Consider the following 20,080-nt stretch of genomic DNA (forward strand, 5'->3'; position numbering starts at 1 on the left):
TTGCCTGGCTCTGCCAGACTAGATATACAACGTGTATATCCAAAACAGAGGGCTCTCATGGTCCTGACCAACCTGTTCCTGTCCAACCGGTCGCAAGCGGTTCGCCTGCCCAAAGGGGTCGCCTTTTCCGGCGACGTGCGCGAGGTTGCGATCCTGCGCGATGGCGTCCGCCGGGTGATCGTGCCGGCGAACGCGAGCTGGGATGACTTTTTCGCAAGCCCCGGGGTCGATCTCGGACCACGCAATCAGCCGGATATGCAGGTGCGCGACAGCTTCTGATGCTGCGCTACCTGCTGGACACCAATCTTTGCATAAGACTGCTCCGTGACCGGCCGCCCGGTCTGCGGCCACGGTTCAACGCCGAGGCCGCGACACTCTGCACCTCGGACGTGGTGCTCTACGAATTGCTCTATGGCGCGGAACGCTCGGCGCGACCTGCCGAGACGCGCCACGAGGTGGAACGCTTTGCCGCACGCCTGACGGTCCTGCCGTTCGATGACGACGCGGCGGCGCATACGGCGGAGATACGCGCGACGCTGGAACGCAGAGGTGCGGTGATCGGCCCCTATGACCTGATGATCGCGGGGTCCGCGCGCAGCCGGGGACTGGTCGTGATCACCGGAAACCTGGGCGAATTTCAGCGCGTCGACGGGCTTCGCTCTGAGGATTGGAGCCAGCCCGCGGCCTGATTCGGCGCCGGAGGGGCCAGCAGCAGCGTCGGCGGTGCGGCACCAATTCGGGCGCGGATGATGGCGTCGATATTGTCGCGCACGACCGGGTGCTCCTCGACCAGACGCAGGAACGCCTGGGCGCCGATCACCAGCAGGTGGCAGAAATGCCGGGCCCGCATGGTGGCCGGCATCCGGCGCTGTGCGAGCAGCTCTTCGGCGCCGACGGCATCGCCCTGCACGTAGCGGATATCCTGCCCGGCGACGTGCGCCTCGAGCAGGCCGGCGCTGATGAAATACACCTGCGACACACGCGCGCCGCGCCGATAGAGGATTTCGGTGGGTGCGATGAAGCGGATCGACAGCAGCATCGCGAGGTCGTGCAGGGCGGCGTCCGGCACGCCACGCAGCACCGGCATGGCGGCGATCCGGCTCTCTATGCCGCTCTTGAGGTTGAACTTCAGCTGGTGGTCCAGGCGACGGCGGCGCTGCTCGACGTCGCGGTGCAGGGCGCGGTGCAGCTCCTCGCTGATCAGCGACTCTCCCAGCAGCTTGTCGTGCTCCTCGCCCTCGAGCCGCAGCGAGACCTGGCGCAGCACACGCGTCTCCAGGGCCTCGACATAGCCGTGATAATGCAGCCGCATGGTCTCGATGGCGTCCTCGAGCAGTCCGCGACGGCGCTCGAGCACGTCCGAGACAATGTCGGCGATCCGCGGCCCGAGCGTCGGCTCGATCCGCCGGTGCATGAAGCGGGTGAGTGCGAGCGACACCAGGTGCTGGATCAGCAGCCGCTCGAAGCGCTCCATCATGGAATACATCAGCGGCGCATCGAGATGGAACCTGCGATGCACCCATTGCGCCAGGCGAAACCCGGCGGACGGGCGTAGCTGCCTGCGCACCGCGCGCACATAGCCGAAGCGCCCCTCCAGCCTGGCGCCATCGATCATCGCGTCCGCGGCGCGCAGCAACGTCTCCATGACCCCGCGCGAGATGCCGCGTATGCGAAACAGGTCGAGCAGGATCGAGCGCTCCTGGTTGGCGATGGTGATCAGCGCCAGCGTCACGCGCTGCCGGTCGCCCAGCGCGGTATCGAAGCTGTTGGCCTCGCGCTCGTGCGCGATCCGCCGCTCCAGACGCTCCAGCACGGGCCGGCTGGCACGCGCGGAGAAGCCGAACTCCCCGGCCAGCCTGCGTACGCGGTCGCGCACCTCACCAAGCCCGATGCCCAGCACCTGGTGGCGCAGCGCCTCGTCGATGGCAGGCAGCCGGTCAAGATGCAGGGCCACCACCAGCCAGCGCAGGGTGGTGCCGCTGACCAGCAGGCTGATCAGCACGAACCCGGTCGCCATGACTCCGATGAAATGTCCGATCCGGGGCGCAATCGCAGGGTTCTCAGTGACCGCGAGGGCGAGGGCGAGGGTGATCGCGCCGCGCAGGCCACCCCAGACCATCGTCACCTTGAAACGCCCCGGCACCGACGGCGCCAGACGGGTCAGCGCCAGCAGCGGCAGCATGCCGAAGATCACCGCCGCCCGCGCCGCCAGCCCGGCCGCGACCGCAATCCCGATCAGCGCGCAGTCCCAGCGTGTCAGCCCGACCAGCAGCCTTGGCACCAGCATGGAAGCCAGAACGAACACCAGCGAGCCGGCCCAGAACACCAGCTGCTCCCACATCTCCTCAAGGAAGCGCCAGGTCTGCGGACGCAAGGTCGAGGGGCCATAGAGCGAGAACACCAGGCCGGCGGAGGCGGTCGCCACCACACCCGAGACGTGCAGAGCGTCGCCGCCGACGATCATCGCGATATAAGGCAAGGCGATGCTGAGCGTGACCTCGCCGGCCGGGGTGCCGCCGAGGCCCGCGATCAGCCACAGGGTCAGCCGTCCGAGCACGGCGCCGAACAGCGTGGCCCCCAGCAGGCTGGCTGCGAAGTCGAGACCGGCGGCACCGAGTTCGACCGGCCGGCCGCTGCTCACCGCCTCCAGCAGCACCGTGAAGATGGAAATCGCGGCGGCATCGTTGAGCAGCGCCTCGCCCTCCACCAGTCGGGTGAGACGACTCGCCGCACCAATTTCGCGAAAGATCGAGGCCACCGCCGAGGGGTCGGTGGTAGCGACGATGGCGCCGAGCAGCAGGCAGACCTGCAGGCTCATCCCCGCCAGCGGGTACAGGGCCAGGCCGATCGTCGCCGTGCTGACCACCACCGCGACGATGGCGAGCAGCAGCACGGTGGCGAGCTCGTGGCGCAGCCGGCGCACGTCGATTGCCAGCGCCCCCTGAAACACCAGGATCGGCAGGAAGATCAGCAGGAACGCCTGGCCGCTGACCGGAAAATTCAGCACCGTGCGGGCGGCGCCGTTGAAGCTGTCGGTCAGGGTGGTGCGCAGCAGGAAGTCCGCCGCACCGCCGATCAGGATGCCGGCCAGCGCCAGCAGCACCGTCTCGGGCAGATGCAACCGTTGCGCCAACGGTTGGGTGGCGCTGACCACGACCAACAGCACCGCAATCGCAAGCAACACCGCGGGCAGTCCGGCCATTATCCGCAATCCCTGGTCGTGTCGGCCGGAACCCAGCCTACGGCGATGGAATGCAGATAGCAGACATGCCTCGTTCGGCTGGCATCATCTAGTGTCGTGATCCTGAAATTCGTAGAAACGAATTTCAGGATCAGGTCGACACTAGCTCTTTGATTTTGCAGTGTGCCGACTGTTCAGAAGGGCGCCGACGAAGTCGGCGGACTTCTGAACCGGCACACTACGCAGGTTTGACGATGCCCTGGGCGAGCAGGCTGTTTGCCGTATCGATGATCGCCGCGTCGTTGCGCCGCGGCGTCCACCCCAGTTGTCGCGCCTTGTCGGCGGAGACCGGCCGCTGCTTGCCCAACTCGAACAACCGGCCGCGCAGCACCGGATCGGCCACCGCCGACAGGCGCACGAGCCAGTTCGGCAAGCGACGGCGTGGCACCTTGGCCGCCACCTCGGGCACGTTCTCGCGTAGCACGCGCGCGATGTCCTCCATCCAGGTGAAGGGTCCGGCTCCGATGAGGCGCTGGTTGGCGGCCTGCGGCACACGCAGGGCGCGGACATGCAGGTCGGCGATGTCGCGCACATCGACCAGGGGCCAGCCGAAACGCGGCAGGCCGGGAAGCGAGCCGTCGATCAGCCGTTTGACAATGTCGATCGAGGCGGAGAAGTCGGGGCTCAGCACTGGGCCGAGCACCGCGCCGGGGCAGATCGTCACCAGTTCCAGCGCACCACCCTCGCGCGCGTGCCAGTCCCAGGCTGCGCGCTCGGCAATCATCTTTGACCGCTCATAGGCGGAGCTGTCGGCGCGCGCGCCAGGGTCTGACCAGTCCGCTTCGGTGAACGGCCACGATCGGCCGCCGCTGCCGTAGGCCACGGCTGCCGTCGACGAGGTCATCACTGCCCGTCGCACACCGGCGTCGCGGGCCGCCTGGAGAACCCGCAGCGCGCCGTCGCGCGCGGGCCGTACCAGATCGTCGTCGTTCCTCGGACTGCGCGACGGGATGGGTGAGGCCGTGTGCAGCACGCCTGTGCAACCGGAGCAGGCTTCGTGCCAGCCGGCCTCGGCGTGCAGGTCGGCAATCACCACCTCCAGCCTGTCGTCGGCCCGAACGAGCTTGCCGACTGACGCGCGCAGCGCCGTCTCGCGCGCCCGGTCGCGGACCGTCGTGCGCACAGGCGTGCCTTCGCCAAGCAGCTGGGCGATACAGAAGCTGGCGATGTATCCCGAGCCACCCGTCACCAGCACATGTTCAGGTTCGACCATGACAACCTCCTTGCCTCTTCCGACATTATGGACATATTGGACGCTTTGTGTCTAGTACGTCAGACCCTGGACTCAGGCGTGCCTTCGCCGCGGCGCTGACGCTGTTCGGTCGCCACGGCTTTCAGCGCACGAGCATGGCCGATATCGCGCGCGAGGCTGGGATCGCCCGGGCAACCCTATACCTTCGCTTTCCCGACAAGCGCGCCTTGTTCGAAGCCTTGGCTGCATCGCTGGTCGATGAGGCGCTGGCCCGGGCGGAAGCCGCCTGGCTTGACGATGCATCGCTGTCGGAAAACATTGCCGCGACCCTGCTCGCCAAGGATCTCGGCTTCTTTCACATGCTTCATGCGACCCCGCACGGCGCGGAGTTGCTGAACCTCGAGGCGGAGTTGACGGCCGCCCACGTCGCCCGGCTCGATACGGGCTTCGCGGCCCTGCTTGCCGAACGCGGTCGCCAGGCGGCGGAGGCGGGCGCGGACCTGACCGCCTTCGGCGGCGCCGCCGGCTTTGCCGCATTCCTGGCAACCGCCGGCTCAAGCCTTAAGCACGAGGCGCGCACCGAGGAGGCATTCCGACTGGTCGTGCATCGCCTGGCACGCGTGTCGGCGTGCGCGGCGGGGCGGGACTGAACTCCGGGTGTGGTCTTGGAGGCGATGTCGGATTGCGTGGCAGTCGGGTTATGATCGCGGCCTTTCGGGAGTTGCCCATGCGAGGATTCTTGCAACGCGCGATCGCGCCGCTCGCGTTTGCAGCAGTGCTTCTGGGCGCGCGGGCCGAAGCGCAGGCGCCCTCGGCCGGGCTCGTCGCGCGCGGCCGTTATGTCGCCATCGCGTCCGACTGCATGCCCTGTCACACGGCGGTCGGCGGCAAGCCGTATGCAGGCGGCCTGATCCTGAACACCGCGTTCGGACGGCTGGCGACCCCGAACATCACGCCCGACAAGGCGACCGGGATCGGCACCTGGACGGAGGCGCAGTTCTACCGCGCGATGCACAAGGGCGTCGGCCCGGGGCACCGGCTCATCTTCCCGGTGATGCCGTTCCCCTCTTATACACGGCTGCCGCGCACCGACGTCGATGCCCTGCGCGCCTATCTGATGTCACGGCCAGCGGTGCATGCCCCGCGCCTGCCGGTCACGTTGAATTTCCCGTTCAACATCCGCCTCATGCTGCGCGGCTGGCGCCTGCTGTATTTCCGTCCCCGTGACTTCAGGGATGATCCGTCGCAATCCGCCCAGTGGAACCGCGGCGCCTATCTTGTCGAGGGGCCCGGCCATTGCGGCGAGTGCCATTCGCCGCGCAACGCGCTCGGCGGCATGGTCGCGGGTCGCAGCCTCGCCGGCGGCATGGTCGATGGCTTCCTCGCGTCCAACATCTCGTCCGACCCGCGCTGGGGCATCGGCGGCTGGAGCCAGGACGCGCTGGTCGACTTCCTGAGCCATGGCTCCAATGCGCGGGGCGTGGTGTTCGGGCCGATGACCGACGTGGTTCATGCAAGCCTGGGCAAGCTCACCGCGGGCGACGTCAAAGCCATCGCCTTCTACCTCAAGCACACGCCGCCACGGCCGAACCTGCCGACCGATGTGCTTGCGGCCAAGGCGGCGCAGGCCTCGGTCGCGTCCGGACGGGTGCTGTATGCGAGCAACTGCGCACCGTGCCACCAGGCCGACGGTGCCGGGGTCACGGGCGCAATCCCCAATCTTGCCGGCAACGACGCGCTCCGCGCCGATGATCCGGCCGACGCGGTGATGCCGATGCTCGCGGGCCTGAAGGGTCAGGGCGACTACGGCGCGATGCCGCCTTTCGACGCGTTGAGCGACGCGAACATCGCCGACATTGCCAACTACATCCGCGACGCCTGGAGCAACGCCGCCCCGGCGAACGCAACCCCGGCCTCGGTACACGCTTTGCGTGCCAGCGCCAGCATCAGTGCTGACGGAAGCACAACAGCTGGCAGGTAGTGCTGCGCACCAGCCCAGCGCCAGGACCGCGTGCTAAACTCATTTGATCGCCGGGACCGATCCGCGCGTGAGAGAGCCATGTTGCGATGAAATATAAATACGGCAGTTTCCTTGCAACCGTTCTGATCCTCTTCCTTGTCGCTCTGATCGGCCCTTATTTTGCCATCCGGTCGCACGCTCTTTACTGCACCCACACGCGGGTGTTTTGGAACCCGATGGACTGCGTGAAGTTTGGGCTGCACGGCAAGGCGGCGGACATCGTGTTCGTCGGCGATTCCTCCCTGGTCTTTGGGGTGCGTCCGAACCTGATCCAGGACGGGTTGCGGATGAGCGCGCTCAACCTGGGACAGCCGGCGGGCGCGATGATCTTCTTTCCCGGCATGCTCCTCGACCATTACCTCGCGCATAATGCGCGGCCGCGGCTGATAGTGCTGTATGTCGGCCCCTGGACGCTGGTGCAGGATCAGAAGGGCATCTCGCACCTTTGGGACGACGGTGCGCGCGTCGCAATCCGCCACGGCAGTGCTGCCCAGCTTGCGGACGTGTTTGCCCCGGACCCGCGGCGGCTGTTGCGGGTTCCGATCCTGTTCCTCCAGCAAGGCCTGCAGCAGTTCAGCCTGTCCGAGGCATGGTGGCACGCCGCCTCGGCCGAACTCCGCGACGAGGGCGGCTGGTTCGCGATCTGGCGGCCGGGACGACCGTTCTCCATCGAGCGACCGGGCGGCCCGCATCCAGTGCCACCGACCCTCGCCAGCGGCTGCGCGCTCGCGGCCAAGCCGGTGGGCCAACCCGACCGCGCGCAAATCCGACATTTCCGTGCGCGCTACCAGCGTGACGGCACCCGCGTCATCGTCTATGTCGCCCCGGTGCCGCGCTGCGACGCCAGCCACCCCGCGATCGTCGCCGCCTACACGGATGTCTCGGACAATCGGCCGCGCACCCTGCCGTCGGCCGACTTCATTGATGACGGCTGGCGTGTCCACGTCACCCGGGAGGGCGCGCGCCAGGCAACCGCCCAGGTCATCGCTTTCCTGAAAACCACCCTCGTCGCCGCGTCGCCGGGACACGTTCGAGACGGTCACTCCTAGGCATGGCCAGCTCGCGCAGGTTCAGCCGAGTTCGGGAAGCGCTTTAGCCCGGCCGATGCTGTTCAATTCGTACATCTTCATCGCGGGCTTTCTGCCGGCGGCCCTGCTCGGCTACTACCTCTCGGCCGCGCTCGACCGGCGCCTGGCCCGGGTCTGGCTGGTGCTGTGTTCGCTCACCTTCTATGCGTGGTGGAATGCCTCGTTCGTGCTGCTGCTGGCGGGTTCGATCACCTTCAACTACGGCCTCAGCCGACTGATCGACAGGGTTGGCGACGACCGCCCGGGCGACCAGAAGCTGATGCTGGCCATCGGCGTCGTCGTCAATCTGTCGCTCCTGTTCTTCTACAAATACCTGTTCGCGGTGGCGGTGTTCTTCGGTCTTTCGCACGCGCTGCCGTTTGGCCTGTCTCGCGGCATCATCCTGCCGCTGGGCATCTCGTTCTTCACCTTTACCCAGCTCGGCTATGTCGTGGATTCCAGCCAGGGCCAGGTCAAGCAACACGGGGTGCTCGACTACGTGCTGTTCGTCACCTTCTTCCCGCATTTGATTGCCGGTCCGATCCTGCACAACCGCGAGATCATCCCGCAGTTCGCCAAGCCCGAGACCTACCGCTTCCGCCTCGAGAACCTGGCCGTGGGACTAAGCATCTTCGCCATCGGACTGGGCAAGAAGGTGCTGATCGCCGATCCGCTGGGCCGCGGCGCCGATGCCGGCTTCGCCGATCCGCACGTGCTGACCAGCTATGGCGCCTGGCAGGCGGTGTTGAGCTATACGCTGCAACTCTATTTCGACTTCTCCGGCTACTCGGACATGGCCATCGGCATCGCCCGGATGTTCGGGATCATCTTCCCGCTCAACTTCAACTCTCCCTACAAGAGCGGCTCGGTCATCGATTTCTGGCAGCGCTGGCACATGACGCTGACCCGCTATTTGACCTTGTATCTGTTCAACCCGGTGGCATTCGCCATCACCCGCTGGCGCATGGCGCACGGCCTGGGCACCGGACGGCGGGCGGCGCGCAGCCTTGGCGGCTTTTCCAGCATGATGCTGCTGCCGCTGTTCTTCACCATGACCCTGATCGGCATCTGGCACGGCGCCGGCCTGCAATTCGTGATCTTCGGCCTGCTGCACGCGACCTTCCTGTCGATCAACCATGCCTGGCGCATCTTTGCCCCCAAAAATCGCGCGCCGCGTCGCCGTGCGAGCCGTGCCGCGCTTGCCGTCGCCAGCATCGGCCTGACGCTGGCCGCCGTGGTCCTCGCCCAGATCTTCTTCAGGGCCGCCTCCCCCGCGGCCGCGGTCAGCATGATCAAGGGAATGCTCGGCCTGCATCCCGTTATCTCCGGCAGGCTCACGATGCCGCCGCCGCTGTTCGCCAAGGTGCGGCGGGTGGCACTATGGCTGGGGCACCCGCAGCTCGTCGCCCTCGCCCATCACACAACGGAGCTGAAACGCTGGCTGCGGATCGGGACAGGGTTTGGGATCGCCTGGTTCCTGCCCAATACCCAGCAGATCATGGTAGCGTTCGGACCCGCCTTGGAGTCGGTCAAGCCATTCAGCGTGCGCGCCATACAATGGCGCCCAAACATCCGCTGGGGCCTGCTGATCGCTGCGCTGCTGCTGTTCAGCCTATGCCGGCTGGAGAACCCAAGCCGCTTCCTCTACTTCCAGTTTTAGAGCGCGACTGACCGCAAGACCATCGCCTGACAGGCCAGCACCGGCGGCGTCAGCGGCGAGATGGTGCGCGACCCACTGCTCACCCGCGTCGAGCGCGCCCTACGTGGGCCCGATCCCGCGCAGTGGCTCGCAGATGAGGAGTCCGCTTATTCGGCCCTGGATCGACGACTACGACGACAATCATCCGCATAGCGATGCTGGCTTTGCGGAAGACAAGCGCAAGCTGCCGCGGTTAAAGGAACATCGCCAGCCTTACAGGCCCTCGTCAATGCCACCATCACCTGATCAGCGAGGCTTGGCATCCTTGGGGAGATATTTGCAGTCAGGGCGGCTGTTTGCCGTCTGCCGGGCTCTAACGGCTTGGCTTTTAGCGTGGCGTATCCTCCCCTGGATCGTTCAAGCCGCTTTTCGTATCCTGCCCGGCCCACCGCCGCCATTTGCGCGGCATGGGCATGTCCTGATCGCGGGCTCTTTGATACGAAACAAAATCGAAATCATCCTGGCCACGGTTCTAGCGACCGGCATTGTCTTGCTGACGGAGAAGGGTTTGCTGACTATGGGGCGACTTATCGAGCGGTCAAATCTGCCACGGACTTCACGTGCCTGGCGCTTATATCCGCTCGGATTTCTGATCGGTGCTCTCGCGATGGCGGCGCTTATCGGCGCGATGGCTATAACTGGCTACGCGCATATCATTCATCAGACCGCGCCGGCTTCGCATGTCCTGACGACGTTTGTCGAGTTTTCGATTGCGTTCATCCTGGTTGGTTTCGCCGAGGAGCTGCAGAACCGCGGCTATATTCTCCGCGCTTTGTCAGAGGGTATTGGCTTCTGGGCGGCGGCGGCGGTGACGTCGTTTTGGTTTGCGGCGACGCATGTATTCGAAGGTGATCCATGGTTTGGCGCGCTTGGAACCGGCCTTCGCGGCTTCTTCGACTGCCTGACCTGGCGCGCGACCGGTTCGCTCGCGTTCGCGATCGGCTTTCACGCTGCTTGGGACGGGACGGAAACAGCGCTGTTCGGGGTGCCGGACGGCAGTTTTACCGTCCCGGCCGCTCTGGTAACAACGCGACTGTCCGGTCCTGTTTGGTTGTCAGGCGGAACTGTGGGGCCGGAAGGCAGCGTCTATGCCTACGCGGTCACGTTCATGCTGATCATGACTGCGCTTCTGATCCTGGCTCGCCGTCGGCGCAGCGTCAGCTCGTAGGCGGGCGTCGGGCAAAGGAAGGATCAGGTCCCCACTGTCCGTGTGAGCGTGCGCAGGGTCACGAATTCCTCGGCGGAACTCGGATGGATGCCAACCGTGCGGTCGAAGTCCGACTTCGTCAGACCGGCGGTGACCGCGATCGCCAGACCCTGCATGATCTCCGGTGCGTCCTCGCCCAGCATATGCGCGCCGAGCACCACTTGGCTCGCATGGTCGACCACCAGCTTGATGGTGGTGAAGCGGTTGCGCCCGCTCATCGCATGGCGCATCGACTTGAACCGGGCCGCGTAGATGTCGGCGGCCCCGCGGGCGGCCGCCTCCGCCTCGGTCAGGCCGACGCTGCCCAGCGGCGGTGAGAAAAACACCGCCTTTGGAACGGTGTCGAGGCGCCAGTCGCGGACCGCGCCGCCGAACAGCCGGTCCGCCAGCATGTGCCCTTCGGCGATCGCCACCGGCGTCAGGTTCTGCTGGTTGGTGACGTCGCCGATCGCATACACCCCGTCCTCGTCGGTCTGGGCGGCGTCGTGGACGATGACCCGGCCGGTCTCGGTCAGCCGCACGCCTGTGCGCTCCAGGCCGAGCCCGGCCACGTTTGGGTGGCGTCCGACCGCGAAGAAGACGAGGTCGGTGTCGATCCGGCGTCCGTCGCTCAGGGTGAGGGCGAAAGCGTCGCCCTGGCGTTCGATCCGGTGCAGGAGCGTGCTGCTGTGACGGACGATGCCGCGCTCTTCCATCGCGTCGGCGAGCGCCACACGCAGATCCTCGTCGAAGCCGCGCAAGGGCAGCTTCTGACGGAAGATCATGCTGGTCTCGGCACCGAGCCCGGCGAAGATGCCGGCGAACTCGACGCCGATATAACCGGAGCCGACCAGCGTCACGCGGTCCGGCCTTGCCGGCAGATGGAAGGCGTCATCGGAGGTGATGCCGAATTCCTGGCCCGCGATATGCGGCTGCACGGCGGGCACGCCACCGGTGGCGATGACGATCCGCTCGGCGGTGATGCGTCGGGGCGCGGCCTCGGGTGCCAGTGGGCTCGCCTCGATCAGCAGGGTATGCGCATCCGCGAAGCGCGCGCGCCCCTCGAACACACGCACCCCGGCATTCTCCAGCAGCCGCGTGTAGATCATGTTGAGCCGGCCGATCTCGCGGTCCTTGCCGGCGATCAACCGGCCCCAATCGTGCCCGCGCGTCTCGATGTCCCAGCCGAAGCCGGCCGCGTCCTCTGCCCAGCCGCCATATTCGGTGGCTTGGACCATGATCTTCTTGGGGACGCAGCCGAGATTGACGCAGGTCCCGCCCCAGTGCCGCGCCTCGACGACGCCGACCTTGGCGCCGTGGCCTGCCGCGATGCGCGCGCAGCGTACTCCGCCGGAGCCGCCGCCGATCACGAACAGGTCGAAATGGTTGTCCATCGCCCCACCCCCCTCTCAGCGTTCGGCGAAGGCCTTTTCCACCACGTAGCTGCCGGGCACCGTGCTGTTGCCCTCGTCGAAGCCGCGCGCGAGCAGCAGCCGCTCGGTGTCGGCCAGCATCTCCACACTGCCGCAGATCATCACCCGGTCCTGGGCTGCATCGAGCGGCGGCACATCCAGATCGTCGAACAGCTTGCCGGTGTCGATCAGGCTGGTGATACGGCCGCGCGTCGCATAGTCCTCGCGGGTGACGGATGGATAATAGCGCAGCTTGGCCGCGATATCCTCACCGAGGAACTCGTGTCGCGGCAGCTCGTGGCGGATGTGGTTGACGTAGGCCAGTTCGCCGACCAGCCGCACGGTGTGGGTGAGGATCACCTGATCGTATCGCTCATAGGCGAGCGGGTCCTTGATCAGGCTCATGAAGGGTGCAAGGCCGGTGCCGGTGGCCAGCAAATAGAGGTTGCGACCGGGACGCAGATTGTCGAGCAGCAGCGTGCCGGTGGGCTTGCGTCCGACCAGCACCGTGTCGCCGACCCGCAGATGCCCAAGGCGCGAAGTCAGCGGCCCGTCCGGCACCTTGATGCTGAGGAATTCAAGCTGGTCCTCATAATTGGCGCTGGCCAGGCTGTAGGCACGCAGCAACGGCTTGCCGTCGATCTCCAGGCCGATCATCGCGAACTGGCCGTTCTCGAAGCGCAGGCTGGGATCGCGGGTGCAGGTGAAGGAGAACAGCCGGTCGGTCCAGTGATGCACGCTCAGCACCCGCTCGGCATTCAGATGGCTATAGCTCCGGCTCGGGAGGGTCGTCATCAGGTCGGGCATGGGCAAGCGATCGTCCTCACTCTGGTTGGGCGTGCGTGATTTATGCGTCCGGTTCGTGTGATTCCAGGGTAAACTACTCATGGCAGACGGGTAATCCCCGGATAGGTTGCGGTCATGACCGAACCGCCTTCCCCCGAATCGGAAACCAACCCGCGCGCGGAGGCGCTGAGCCTGCTGCTCGGGAGCGCCTGTCCGGTGCTTCATCCGGGGCATGTGTGGCTGGCAGGTGCCGGGCCGGGCGATCGCGGCCATCTCACGTTGCATGCGCTGTGCGGGCTGATCCAGGCTGACATCGTCGTCCATGACGCGCTGGTCGATCCCGGGGTGCTGGCGCTCGCACGGCCGCGGGCGGTGCGCGAGTTCGCCGGCAAGCGCGGCGGCCGGCCCTCGATCCACCAGACCGACATCACCGCCCGACTGATCGCGCTGGCCGGCGAGGGAATGCGGGTGCTGCGTCTGAAGGGTGGCGATCCTTACGTATTCGGACGCGGCGCCGAGGAGGCGCTGGCCCTGGCGCGCGCCGGCGTGCCGTTCCGGGTGATCCCCGGCCTGACCTCCGGGCTCGCGGGCCTCGCGGCGGCGGGCATCCCGGCCACCGTGCGCGGCGTCAATCAGGCGATCGTGCTCGCCACCGGCCACAGCGCCGAGGGCGAGGCGGATCCGATTGCCTCGCTCGACTGGACGGCGCTGGCCCGCCTCGGCCAGCCGATCGTATTGTACATGGCGGTGCGCACGCTTGGCGAAATCGCGCGCCGGCTGATCGCGGGCGGCATGGCAGCGGACACTCCGGCGGCAGCGATCGCGCACGCCGCGAGCGCCGCTCAGCAGGTCCGCATTGCCACCCTCGGCACTTTGGCCGAAGCCCTCCAGGCGGCGCCACTGCCAACGCCGGCCCTCATTGTCATCGGCGAGATCGTGAGCCTTGAGAGCGAACTCGGACCGCTGCTTCAATCACTTGACCTGAATTGCTGATGCACGGGGGCGCATGACCATCGACGCGCGACGACAGGTAAGCCGCGATCTGGTGACGGCCTGGGTGAGAGGGTGGACAGTCGCGCGCAAGGTCGCGCCACCAGTGGAGATCCCCGGTGGCCTCAGGGTCGACGTCCGCTCGCCAAAAGAGCGGGTGCGCAATGTTTTGTTCGCTCTCGAACCAGCGAGGATCAGGGAATTGGTCGCGACCGAAACCGAGCCACCCGTATCCATCAAGGTGTGCGCGGAGGTGGCCGAACTCGCGCCGTATCTCTCCGATCGATGGGCTCTTCATGAACAACGTTATCTGATGACATTGCCCCTGACGGCTACTCAGGACAGGCGCGAACTGCCAAATGGATACAACCTCTCACTGCGGCAGAACGGGTCCGTTGTCACGGCGTCCATCCGGGCGGGGTTCGGACATCCTGCCGCAATCGGGAGGGTTGCGATCACCGTCCCCTTTGCGATCATCGACGACGTTGAGACGAGCCAGGCGCACCGTCGGCGCGGTCTTGGCACCTTGATCATGACGGCGTTGAACCGAGTGGCTGCTGAGGCTGGAGCCGCAACGGGTCTGCTCGTCGCCACGCCGGATGGGCATGCGCTCTATGCGTCCGTCGGTTGGCAGGTTCACACACCATACGCATCGGCCTACCTCGCCTGATCCAGCCCGTCCGACGCGTAGTTGGCCTTAACTTTACTGCACGTAAGCACCCCGCTCCCACAGCACATCGGCACGACCGTCATCGTTAAGGTGGCGGCTGAGCACGAACAGATAGTCTGACAGCCGGTTGAGCAATTGGATCACCGTCGGGGTTACCGGCTCGCTCAGAGCCAGCCGCACGACTCTACGCTCTGCGCGACGCATGATGGTGCGCGCGACATGGGCGTTCGCCGCGGCCAGGCTGCCGGCGGGTAGCACGAAGCTGTCCAGTGGCTGCTGATGTTCGAGCAGGGACACAATCGCGCTCTCGACGGCATCGACCGGCGCCTGGCTCAGTCGCAATTTAGCGCCGGCCTCGCCGGGAACGCAGAGATCGGCGCCGACATCGAACAGCATGTTCTGCACGCGGCGTAGGAAGTCCTCGGAGCCGTGGCCCGCCGGCAAGGTGGCGCGCAACACGCCGAGTGCGGCGTTGGCCTCGTCGACCGCCCCGTAGGCCTCGACCCGCACGCTGTCCTTGCTGACCCGGCTGCCGTCGCCGAGGCTGGTCAGGCCGAGATCGCCGCCGCGGGTGACGACGCGGTCGATGCGGACGGTCATGTCGCGGTCTCGTCGCGTCCGACCGTCTGCAACACCGAGAAGCCCTCGAACTGCGGCGGTCCCAGATAGAGCGAGCGGGTCTGACCCTGGCCGGCATCGCGATGCGCCTCGCGGAACTGCTCAGAGCGTGTCCAGGCCTCGAAATCGTCCTTCGACCGCCAGACCGTGTGCGAGGCGTAGAGCACATGGTCCTCGTATTCCGGGCCGCGCAGCAGGTTGAATTGCGTAAAGCCCGGCACCGTGCGCAGCCGCACCTCGCGCGACAGCCACACCTGCTCGAAATCGGTTTCCGAGCCAAGGGCCACGCGAAACCGGTTCATTGCGATGAACATGACCTTCAGCCTCCGTCGGACAGCGCCGCACAGTGCCCGAAGGCAAGGGGGTCTGGAAAGTCCGCCCCAATTGGGATCAGTGGCGAGTCTGCACGAGGGACATCGTGCGGCCCTCCAGTAAATCCATCCCCTCACGCTCGGCAAGCGCATCCCGCACGGCGTCGATCAGATTGGTGCCGCTGGCAGGCTCATCGACCAGCGCGTCGACGACGGCGGAGAGATAGATCCGCGCAACCGGGTCGACCGCGGCCGGCAGGATGCCAACGAAGGCCACATCGGGTCGCAAAGTGGCCCGCAACCGGCCAATCAGGTCAAGCAAAACGGGCACGCTGCCGGCAAGATCGAGCAGAACCACGTCGACAGGATCGGCGGCGAAGGCTGGTGACCAGGCGCACTCGACAAGTTCGCCCTCCGACAGCAAGTCCGTGATCTGCTCAGGCATGCACAGGTCTCTCACGAACACCGTGTCGTGAGATCATCTTACAACAACGCAGCGGCGATATCCGCATCAAGTTGTAACGAGTTCGTGTGCGTCACGGATTTCGGGCAAGCCTGGCCGCGAAGAAACCGTCGGTACCGTCGCGACGTGGTGTCAGGCGGAGATACTGGCTGGCAGCCGTGTGCGCGACCAATGAGAATGCCGGATGTTGCGCGCGGAAGGCCTCGATCTGAAGCTCGTTCTCCTCGGCCAGCACCGAGCAGGTCGCGTATACCAGCATCCCGCCCGGCCGCAGCAGCGCCGAGGCCCGTTGCAGGATGTCCGCCTGCTTGACCACCAGTTCCGCCAGATCCTGCTCGCGCAGCCGCAGCCGTGCATCGGGATTGCGCCGCCAGGTGCCGGTGCCGGTGCAGGGTGCGTCCACCAGCACACGGTCGAAGCTGGCCGCCCGCCGCTTGGCCCATTTGTCACCCGGCACGATCAGGTGGCGCTCGACATTATGCACCCCGGCACGACGCAGCCGACGCACCGCGCCCTCCAGCCTCGGTGCGGAGACGTCGCAGGCGACGATATGGCCGCGATTGCCCATGGTCATTGCCAGCCCGAGCGTCTTGCCGCCGGCGCCGGCGCAATAATCCACGACCCGCATTTCGGGGCCCGCGTCGAGGGCCGCTACCACAAGTTGGCTGCCCTCGTCCTGGATTTCCAAGAGCCCGCTCTTGAAGGCCGCTGTAGCGGTGACGTTCTGCCGGCCGCGCACGCGCAGTCCCCAGGGTGACAGCGGCGTCGGCTCGGACTCGATCGCCTCCTCGGCAAGACTGGCCCGCGCCGCTTCGCGTGTGCCGCGCAGCAGGTTCACACGCAAATCGAGCGGGGCCGCACCGGTGAGGGCTGCAAGCTCGGCCTCAATGTCATTGCCGAAACGCGCTTGCAGGCGTCCAAGCAGCCAGTCCGGCACTTCGAGTCGGACCGCGTCGTCCATCTCGGGATGCGCGATGGTGTGGCCGTTAAGGGCGTCGAGCACGCGCAGCTCCGCCGCTTCCAGCGTGTCCGGCGCGTAGCGGCCGCCGGAAAAGGCGCGTGCCACGCTTTCCGCCGGCCGCCCCTCAAGCACTGCCATCGACGCGGCCAGCAGCCGCGGGCTGGTCTCGCCGCCGACCCGCTCGATCCACCAGGCGAGCCGGCGCCAGTGCCGCAGCACGAACCAGACCTGATCGGCGACCGCGCGCCGGTCGCCACCGCCGATATAGCGCCGGTCGCGAAAGAAGCCGTTGGCCACCGCGTCCGCCGGACGTCGCGGCGAGGCCTCGATCGCCTCGAGCAGCGCGATCGCGGCCGCCAGCCGCGCCGGGGGTGTCATCAATCCTGACGGTAGTTCGGGGCTTCCCGGGTGATCGCCACGTCGTGCACGTGGCTCTCGCGCAGGCCGGCGCCGGTGACGCGGCGGAACCGCGCGCCGGTCTGCAGGGCGGCGATGTCGGCGCTGCCGGTATAGCCCATGCCGGCGCGCAGGCCGCCGACGAGCTGATGCACCACTGACGCCATGCCGCCCTTGAAGGCGACGCGACCCTCGATGCCTTCGGGCACCAGCTTAAGCATGTCGGTAATGTCCTGCTGGAAATAGCGGTCCGCCGAGCCGCGCGCCATCGCCCCCAGGCTGCCCATGCCGCGATAGGATTTGTACGAGCGGCCCTGATAGAGGAACACCTCGCCCGGCGCCTCCTCGGTGCCGGCGAGCAGGCTGCCGACCATCACCACGTCGGCGCCGGCGCCGATCGCCTTGACCACGTCGCCCGAGGTGCGGATGCCGCCATCGGCGATCGCCGGCACATCCTCGTCATGGCAGGCCTGCGCGGTCTCCAGCACGGCGCTGAACTGCGGCACGCCGACGCCGGCGACGACCCGGGTGGTGCAGATCGAGCCGGGACCGATGCCGATCTTCACGCTGTCGGCACCTGCCGCGATCAGCGCTCGTGCGCCTTCCGGGGTGGCGACATTGCCGGCGACGAGCTGCACATCGTTGGACAGCGCCTTAATCCGCTCGATGGCGCCGAGCACGCCCTGCGAGTGGCCGTGCGCGGTATCGACCACCAGCACGTCGACCCCCGCCTCGATCAGCGCGCGGGCACGGACGAAGCCGTCCTCGCCGACACCCGTCGCGGCCCCGCAGCGCAGCCGGCCGAGCTCGTCCTTGTTGGCCAGCGGATAGGCCACCGCCTTGTCCATGTCCTTGACGGTGATGATGCCGGTGCAGCGTCCCGCACGGTCGACCACCAGCAGCTTCTCGATCCGGTGCCTGTGCAGCAATTGGCGCGCCTCGTCGGGGTCGGCGCCGTCGGTGACGGTGACCAGGTTGTCGCGCGTCATCAGCTCATAGACGCGGCGCTCGGGGTCGGTCTCGAAGCGCATGTCGCGGTTGGTCAGGATGCCGACGAGCTTGCTGTCCGAGCGCTCGATCACCGGCAGTCCGCTGATCCGATGCCGGCGCATGATCGCCTGCACCTCGGCCAGGGTCTGATCGGGATGGATTGTCACCGGGTTGACCACCATGCCGGACTCGAAGCGCTTGACCCGTCGCACCTGTGTTGCCTGCTCGGCGACATCGAGATTCTTGTGGATGACCCCGAGACCGCCCTGCTGGGCCATCGCGATCGCCATGCCATCTTCGGTGACGGTGTCCATCGCCGAGGAGACCAGCGGGATGTTCAGGCCAATACGGCGGGTCAGGCGGGTGCGGGTGTCGGTGGCAGCGGGCAGCACCTCTGAGTAGCCGGGCACCAGCAGCACGTCGTCGAACGCCAGCGCCTCGGTGATCCGGTCATGCAGGTCGCGATTTGCGGACATCGGGAGCTCTCCATCTGCTGGGCTCCCAACGGACACCCGGCCGTAGGCGGCTCCCCTTACTGTGCGGCGTTGCAGCACGCAAGCTATGCTGCGACTCCGCACCGACAGGGGACCCCGCTGCCATGCTCGAGAGGCTCTTCGCCCTGCGGTCGCACGCCACCACGCCGCGCACCGAAATCCTGGCCGGGCTGACGACCTTCCTGACGATGGCCTACATCATCTTCCTCAATCCGAGCATCCTGGGCGATGCCGGCATGCCGAAGGGAGCCGTGTTCGTCGCCACCTGCCTGGTCGCATGCCTCGGCTCCACCATCATGGGGCTGTATGCCAACTACCCGATCGCGCTCGCACCTGGCATGGGGCTGAACGCCTATTTCGCCTATACGGTGGTGTTGGGGATGCATTACCGCTGGGAGACGGCGCTTGGCGCTGTGTTCATCTCCGGCGCGAGCTTCCTTGCGATTACCCTGCTCGGCCTGCGCCGCCTTATCGTCGACGGCATCCCGCGCAGTCTGCGTGTGGCGCTGACCGTCGGCATCGGCCTGTTCCTGGCGGTGATCTCGCTCAAGAGCGCCGGCATCGTCGTCGCCGACCCGGCAACGCTGGTGACCTTAGGCGACCTGCGAAAGCCGGGGCCGCTGATGGCCGTGCTCGGCTTCGTTCTGATCGCGGCCATGTCCGCCCGCAAGGTCGGCGGGGCGCTGCTGGTTGGCATCCTCGGCATCACCGTGCTGAGTTTCGCGGTCGGCACGAACCATTTCGCCGGCATTTTCGCGCTGCCGCCGTCGCTGACCCCGACCCTGTTCAAGCTCGACATCCGCGCGGCGCTATCCGGCGGCATCCTTAATGTCGTGCTGGTGTTTTTCCTCGTCGAGTTGTTCGACGCCACCGGCACCCTGATGGGGGTCGCGGGACGCGCCGGGCTGCTGCCGGCGCGTGAGCCGACCCGCTTCAACCGCGCGCTGATGGCCGACAGCAGTGCGATCTTCGCGGGCGCGCTGCTCGGCACGTCGAGCACCACCGCCTATCTGGAGAGTGCCGCCGGGGTCGAGGCGGGCGGCCGCACCGGGCTGACCGCAATCACTGTCGCGGTGCTGTTCCTGGCCTGCCTGTTCATCGCCCCGCTCGCGGGCTCGGTGCCGGCCTACGCCACGGCGCCGGCGCTGTTCTATGTCGCCTGCCTGATGCTGCGCGAGATGACGGCGCTCGACTGGGACGACATCACCGAGATCATCCCCGCCTGTGTCACCGCCTTGCTGACACCGCTGACCTTCTCGATTGCCAACGGCATCGGCTGCGGCTTCATCGCCTTTGCCGCGATCAAGCTGCTCAGCGGCCGCGCCCGCGAGGTCGCCGCCGTCACCTGGCTGATCGCCGCCGTCTTCGCGTTCAAGTTCGCCTACGCAAACGGTGCCGGCTAGTTGACATCCCTGGACGCGGACGTCCGCCTGCTGCAACCCGCTTCGCCACCGTCTCGGGGACTCGCCCTGGCAACGCACCAACCGCACCGACCAAGGCTCGAGCCATTCGCCCGCGGTCCGCGCGCCGGCTGGTCAGCATGAGGCAACCAGTTTGACACCCGTGAACCTATCCGGAAGGCCT

General features: G+C 66.8%; 19 protein-coding genes. 10 read left to right on the forward strand and 9 right to left on the reverse strand.

All coding sequences use genetic code 11. From position 1 onward, the window contains the following. Positions 1–57 precede the first annotated feature (57 nt). Together vapB and ACQY4K_RS04800 are read left to right on the forward strand one after the other, a co-directional pair. A complete protein-coding gene (vapB, locus tag ACQY4K_RS04795) occupies positions 58–279 on the forward strand; it encodes a type II toxin-antitoxin system VapB family antitoxin (protein WP_428393886.1) in 222 nt (73 codons plus the stop codon). After that, a complete protein-coding gene (locus ACQY4K_RS04800; protein ID WP_428393888.1) occupies positions 279–689 on the forward strand; it encodes a type II toxin-antitoxin system VapC family toxin in 411 nt (136 codons plus the stop codon). The genes vapB and ACQY4K_RS04800 overlap by 1 nt, the downstream gene beginning before the upstream one ends. On the opposite strand, the gene ACQY4K_RS04805 is transcribed toward ACQY4K_RS04800, so the two are convergent. Beyond that, positions 638–3,202 carry a cation:proton antiporter gene (locus tag ACQY4K_RS04805; RefSeq protein WP_428393889.1) on the reverse strand — a complete coding sequence of 855 codons (2,565 nt, stop codon included), beginning with the start codon at positions 3,200–3,202 and terminating at the stop codon, positions 638–640. The two genes, ACQY4K_RS04800 and ACQY4K_RS04805, sit on opposite strands and share 52 nt — an antisense overlap. A 217-nt stretch (positions 3,203–3,419) precedes the next feature. After that, positions 3,420–4,454, reverse strand: coding sequence for an SDR family oxidoreductase (locus ACQY4K_RS04810; protein ID WP_428393891.1), 1,035 nt, complete (start codon positions 4,452–4,454; stop codon positions 3,420–3,422). Between the two features lie 47 nt (positions 4,455–4,501). Here ACQY4K_RS04810 and ACQY4K_RS04815 point away from each other — a divergent pair, with 47 nt between their 5' ends. The 5 genes from ACQY4K_RS04815 (at position 4,502) to ACQY4K_RS04835 (ending at position 10,387) form a co-directional block, all read left to right on the forward strand. Beyond that, positions 4,502–5,083: a helix-turn-helix domain-containing protein gene (locus ACQY4K_RS04815; RefSeq protein ID WP_428393893.1), complete on the forward strand. Its 582-nt coding sequence runs from the start codon at positions 4,502–4,504 to the stop codon at positions 5,081–5,083. Between the two features lie 77 nt (positions 5,084–5,160). After that, positions 5,161–6,414 (forward strand): c-type cytochrome, encoded by a 1,254-nt coding sequence (locus ACQY4K_RS04820; RefSeq protein WP_428393895.1) that lies wholly within the window; start codon positions 5,161–5,163, stop codon positions 6,412–6,414. Positions 6,415–6,500: 86 nt separating this feature from the next. Then, positions 6,501–7,502 carry a hypothetical protein gene (locus tag ACQY4K_RS04825; RefSeq protein WP_428393897.1) on the forward strand — a complete coding sequence of 334 codons (1,002 nt, stop codon included), beginning with the start codon at positions 6,501–6,503 and terminating at the stop codon, positions 7,500–7,502. Positions 7,503–7,557: 55 nt separating this feature from the next. Further along, positions 7,558–9,180, forward strand: a complete 1,623-nt coding sequence (locus ACQY4K_RS04830; protein ID WP_428393899.1) for an MBOAT family O-acyltransferase — start codon at positions 7,558–7,560, stop codon at positions 9,178–9,180. Between the two features lie 133 nt (positions 9,181–9,313). Beyond that, positions 9,314–10,387 carry a lysostaphin resistance A-like protein gene (locus ACQY4K_RS04835; protein WP_428393901.1) on the forward strand — a complete coding sequence of 358 codons (1,074 nt, stop codon included), beginning with the start codon at positions 9,314–9,316 and terminating at the stop codon, positions 10,385–10,387. Between the two features lie 23 nt (positions 10,388–10,410). On the opposite strand, the gene gorA is transcribed toward ACQY4K_RS04835, so the two are convergent. Both gorA and ACQY4K_RS04845 read right to left on the reverse strand, forming a co-directional pair. Beyond that, positions 10,411–11,799, reverse strand: coding sequence for a glutathione-disulfide reductase (gene gorA, locus ACQY4K_RS04840; protein WP_428393903.1), 1,389 nt, complete (start codon positions 11,797–11,799; stop codon positions 10,411–10,413). Between the two features lie 15 nt (positions 11,800–11,814). Next, complete coding sequence (locus ACQY4K_RS04845) at positions 11,815–12,624, reverse strand: ferredoxin--NADP reductase (RefSeq protein WP_428393905.1); 810 nt, start codon at positions 12,622–12,624, stop codon at positions 11,815–11,817. A gap of 114 nt (positions 12,625–12,738) precedes the next feature. On the opposite strand from ACQY4K_RS04845, the gene cobA reads away from it, so the two are divergent. Further along, on the forward strand, positions 12,739–13,596 hold the full coding sequence (gene cobA, locus ACQY4K_RS04850; protein WP_428393907.1) for a uroporphyrinogen-III C-methyltransferase: 858 nt from the start codon (positions 12,739–12,741) through the stop codon (positions 13,594–13,596). A 13-nt stretch (positions 13,597–13,609) separates the two neighbouring features. Continuing rightward, on the forward strand, positions 13,610–14,263 hold the full coding sequence (locus ACQY4K_RS04855; protein WP_428393909.1) for a GNAT family N-acetyltransferase: 654 nt from the start codon (positions 13,610–13,612) through the stop codon (positions 14,261–14,263). A 33-nt stretch (positions 14,264–14,296) separates the two neighbouring features. Here the strand turns inward: ACQY4K_RS04855 and ACQY4K_RS04860 are convergent, their stop codons facing one another. The 5 genes from ACQY4K_RS04860 to guaB all read right to left on the reverse strand — a co-directional run bounded on the left by ACQY4K_RS04860 (position 14,297) and on the right by guaB (position 18,478). After that, positions 14,297–14,863 (reverse strand): cob(I)yrinic acid a,c-diamide adenosyltransferase, encoded by a 567-nt coding sequence (locus tag ACQY4K_RS04860; RefSeq protein ID WP_428393911.1) that lies wholly within the window; start codon positions 14,861–14,863, stop codon positions 14,297–14,299. Continuing rightward, positions 14,860–15,195: an antibiotic biosynthesis monooxygenase family protein gene (locus ACQY4K_RS04865; RefSeq protein WP_428393913.1), complete on the reverse strand. Its 336-nt coding sequence runs from the start codon at positions 15,193–15,195 to the stop codon at positions 14,860–14,862. The genes ACQY4K_RS04860 and ACQY4K_RS04865 overlap by 4 nt, the downstream gene beginning before the upstream one ends. Positions 15,196–15,271: 76 nt before the next feature. Then, complete coding sequence (locus tag ACQY4K_RS04870; RefSeq protein WP_428393915.1) at positions 15,272–15,616, reverse strand: hypothetical protein; 345 nt, start codon at positions 15,614–15,616, stop codon at positions 15,272–15,274. A gap of 112 nt (positions 15,617–15,728) precedes the next feature. Continuing rightward, entirely contained in the window at positions 15,729–16,994 is a 1,266-nt protein-coding gene (locus tag ACQY4K_RS04875; RefSeq protein ID WP_428393917.1) for an RsmB/NOP family class I SAM-dependent RNA methyltransferase, read from the reverse strand. Further along, positions 16,994–18,478, reverse strand: a complete 1,485-nt coding sequence (gene guaB / locus ACQY4K_RS04880; protein ID WP_428393919.1) for an IMP dehydrogenase — start codon at positions 18,476–18,478, stop codon at positions 16,994–16,996. The genes ACQY4K_RS04875 and guaB overlap by 1 nt, the downstream gene beginning before the upstream one ends. A gap of 122 nt (positions 18,479–18,600) precedes the next feature. On the opposite strand from guaB, the gene ACQY4K_RS04885 reads away from it, so the two are divergent. Then, the gene (locus ACQY4K_RS04885; protein ID WP_428393921.1) at positions 18,601–19,899 is read left to right on the forward strand and encodes an NCS2 family permease; all 1,299 of its coding nucleotides are present in this window, start codon (positions 18,601–18,603) and stop codon (positions 19,897–19,899) included. Positions 19,900–20,080 lie beyond the last annotated feature (181 nt).

It is taken from the genome of Lichenicoccus sp. (genome assembly GCF_965276875.1).
Classification (GTDB): domain Bacteria; phylum Pseudomonadota; class Alphaproteobacteria; order Acetobacterales; family Acetobacteraceae; genus Lichenicoccus.

What these genes read in the sequence shown, in the direction of transcription:
- vapB (WP_428393886.1), top strand. Translation starts at nt 58, where the DNA reads ATGGTCCTGACCAACCTGTTCCTGTCCAACCGGTCGCAAGCGGTTCGC.
- ACQY4K_RS04800 (WP_428393888.1), top strand. Translation starts at nt 279, where the DNA reads ATGCTGCGCTACCTGCTGGACACCAATCTTTGCATAAGACTGCTCCGT.
- ACQY4K_RS04805 (WP_428393889.1), bottom strand. Translation starts at nt 3,202, where the DNA reads ATGGCCGGACTGCCCGCGGTGTTGCTTGCGATTGCGGTGCTGTTGGTC.
- ACQY4K_RS04810 (WP_428393891.1), bottom strand. Translation starts at nt 4,454, where the DNA reads ATGGTCGAACCTGAACATGTGCTGGTGACGGGTGGCTCGGGATACATC.
- ACQY4K_RS04820 (WP_428393895.1), top strand. Translation starts at nt 5,161, where the DNA reads ATGCGAGGATTCTTGCAACGCGCGATCGCGCCGCTCGCGTTTGCAGCA.
- ACQY4K_RS04825 (WP_428393897.1), top strand. Translation starts at nt 6,501, where the DNA reads ATGAAATATAAATACGGCAGTTTCCTTGCAACCGTTCTGATCCTCTTC.
- ACQY4K_RS04830 (WP_428393899.1), top strand. Translation starts at nt 7,558, where the DNA reads ATGCTGTTCAATTCGTACATCTTCATCGCGGGCTTTCTGCCGGCGGCC.
- ACQY4K_RS04835 (WP_428393901.1), top strand. Translation starts at nt 9,314, where the DNA reads ATGAGGAGTCCGCTTATTCGGCCCTGGATCGACGACTACGACGACAAT.
- gorA (WP_428393903.1), bottom strand. Translation starts at nt 11,799, where the DNA reads ATGGACAACCATTTCGACCTGTTCGTGATCGGCGGCGGCTCCGGCGGA.
- ACQY4K_RS04845 (WP_428393905.1), bottom strand. Translation starts at nt 12,624, where the DNA reads ATGCCCGACCTGATGACGACCCTCCCGAGCCGGAGCTATAGCCATCTG.
- cobA (WP_428393907.1), top strand. Translation starts at nt 12,739, where the DNA reads ATGACCGAACCGCCTTCCCCCGAATCGGAAACCAACCCGCGCGCGGAG.
- ACQY4K_RS04855 (WP_428393909.1), top strand. Translation starts at nt 13,610, where the DNA reads ATGACCATCGACGCGCGACGACAGGTAAGCCGCGATCTGGTGACGGCC.
- ACQY4K_RS04860 (WP_428393911.1), bottom strand. Translation starts at nt 14,863, where the DNA reads ATGACCGTCCGCATCGACCGCGTCGTCACCCGCGGCGGCGATCTCGGC.
- ACQY4K_RS04865 (WP_428393913.1), bottom strand. Translation starts at nt 15,195, where the DNA reads ATGTTCATCGCAATGAACCGGTTTCGCGTGGCCCTTGGCTCGGAAACC.
- ACQY4K_RS04875 (WP_428393917.1), bottom strand. Translation starts at nt 16,994, where the DNA reads ATGACACCCCCGGCGCGGCTGGCGGCCGCGATCGCGCTGCTCGAGGCG.
- guaB (WP_428393919.1), bottom strand. Translation starts at nt 18,478, where the DNA reads ATGTCCGCAAATCGCGACCTGCATGACCGGATCACCGAGGCGCTGGCG.
- ACQY4K_RS04885 (WP_428393921.1), top strand. Translation starts at nt 18,601, where the DNA reads ATGCTCGAGAGGCTCTTCGCCCTGCGGTCGCACGCCACCACGCCGCGC.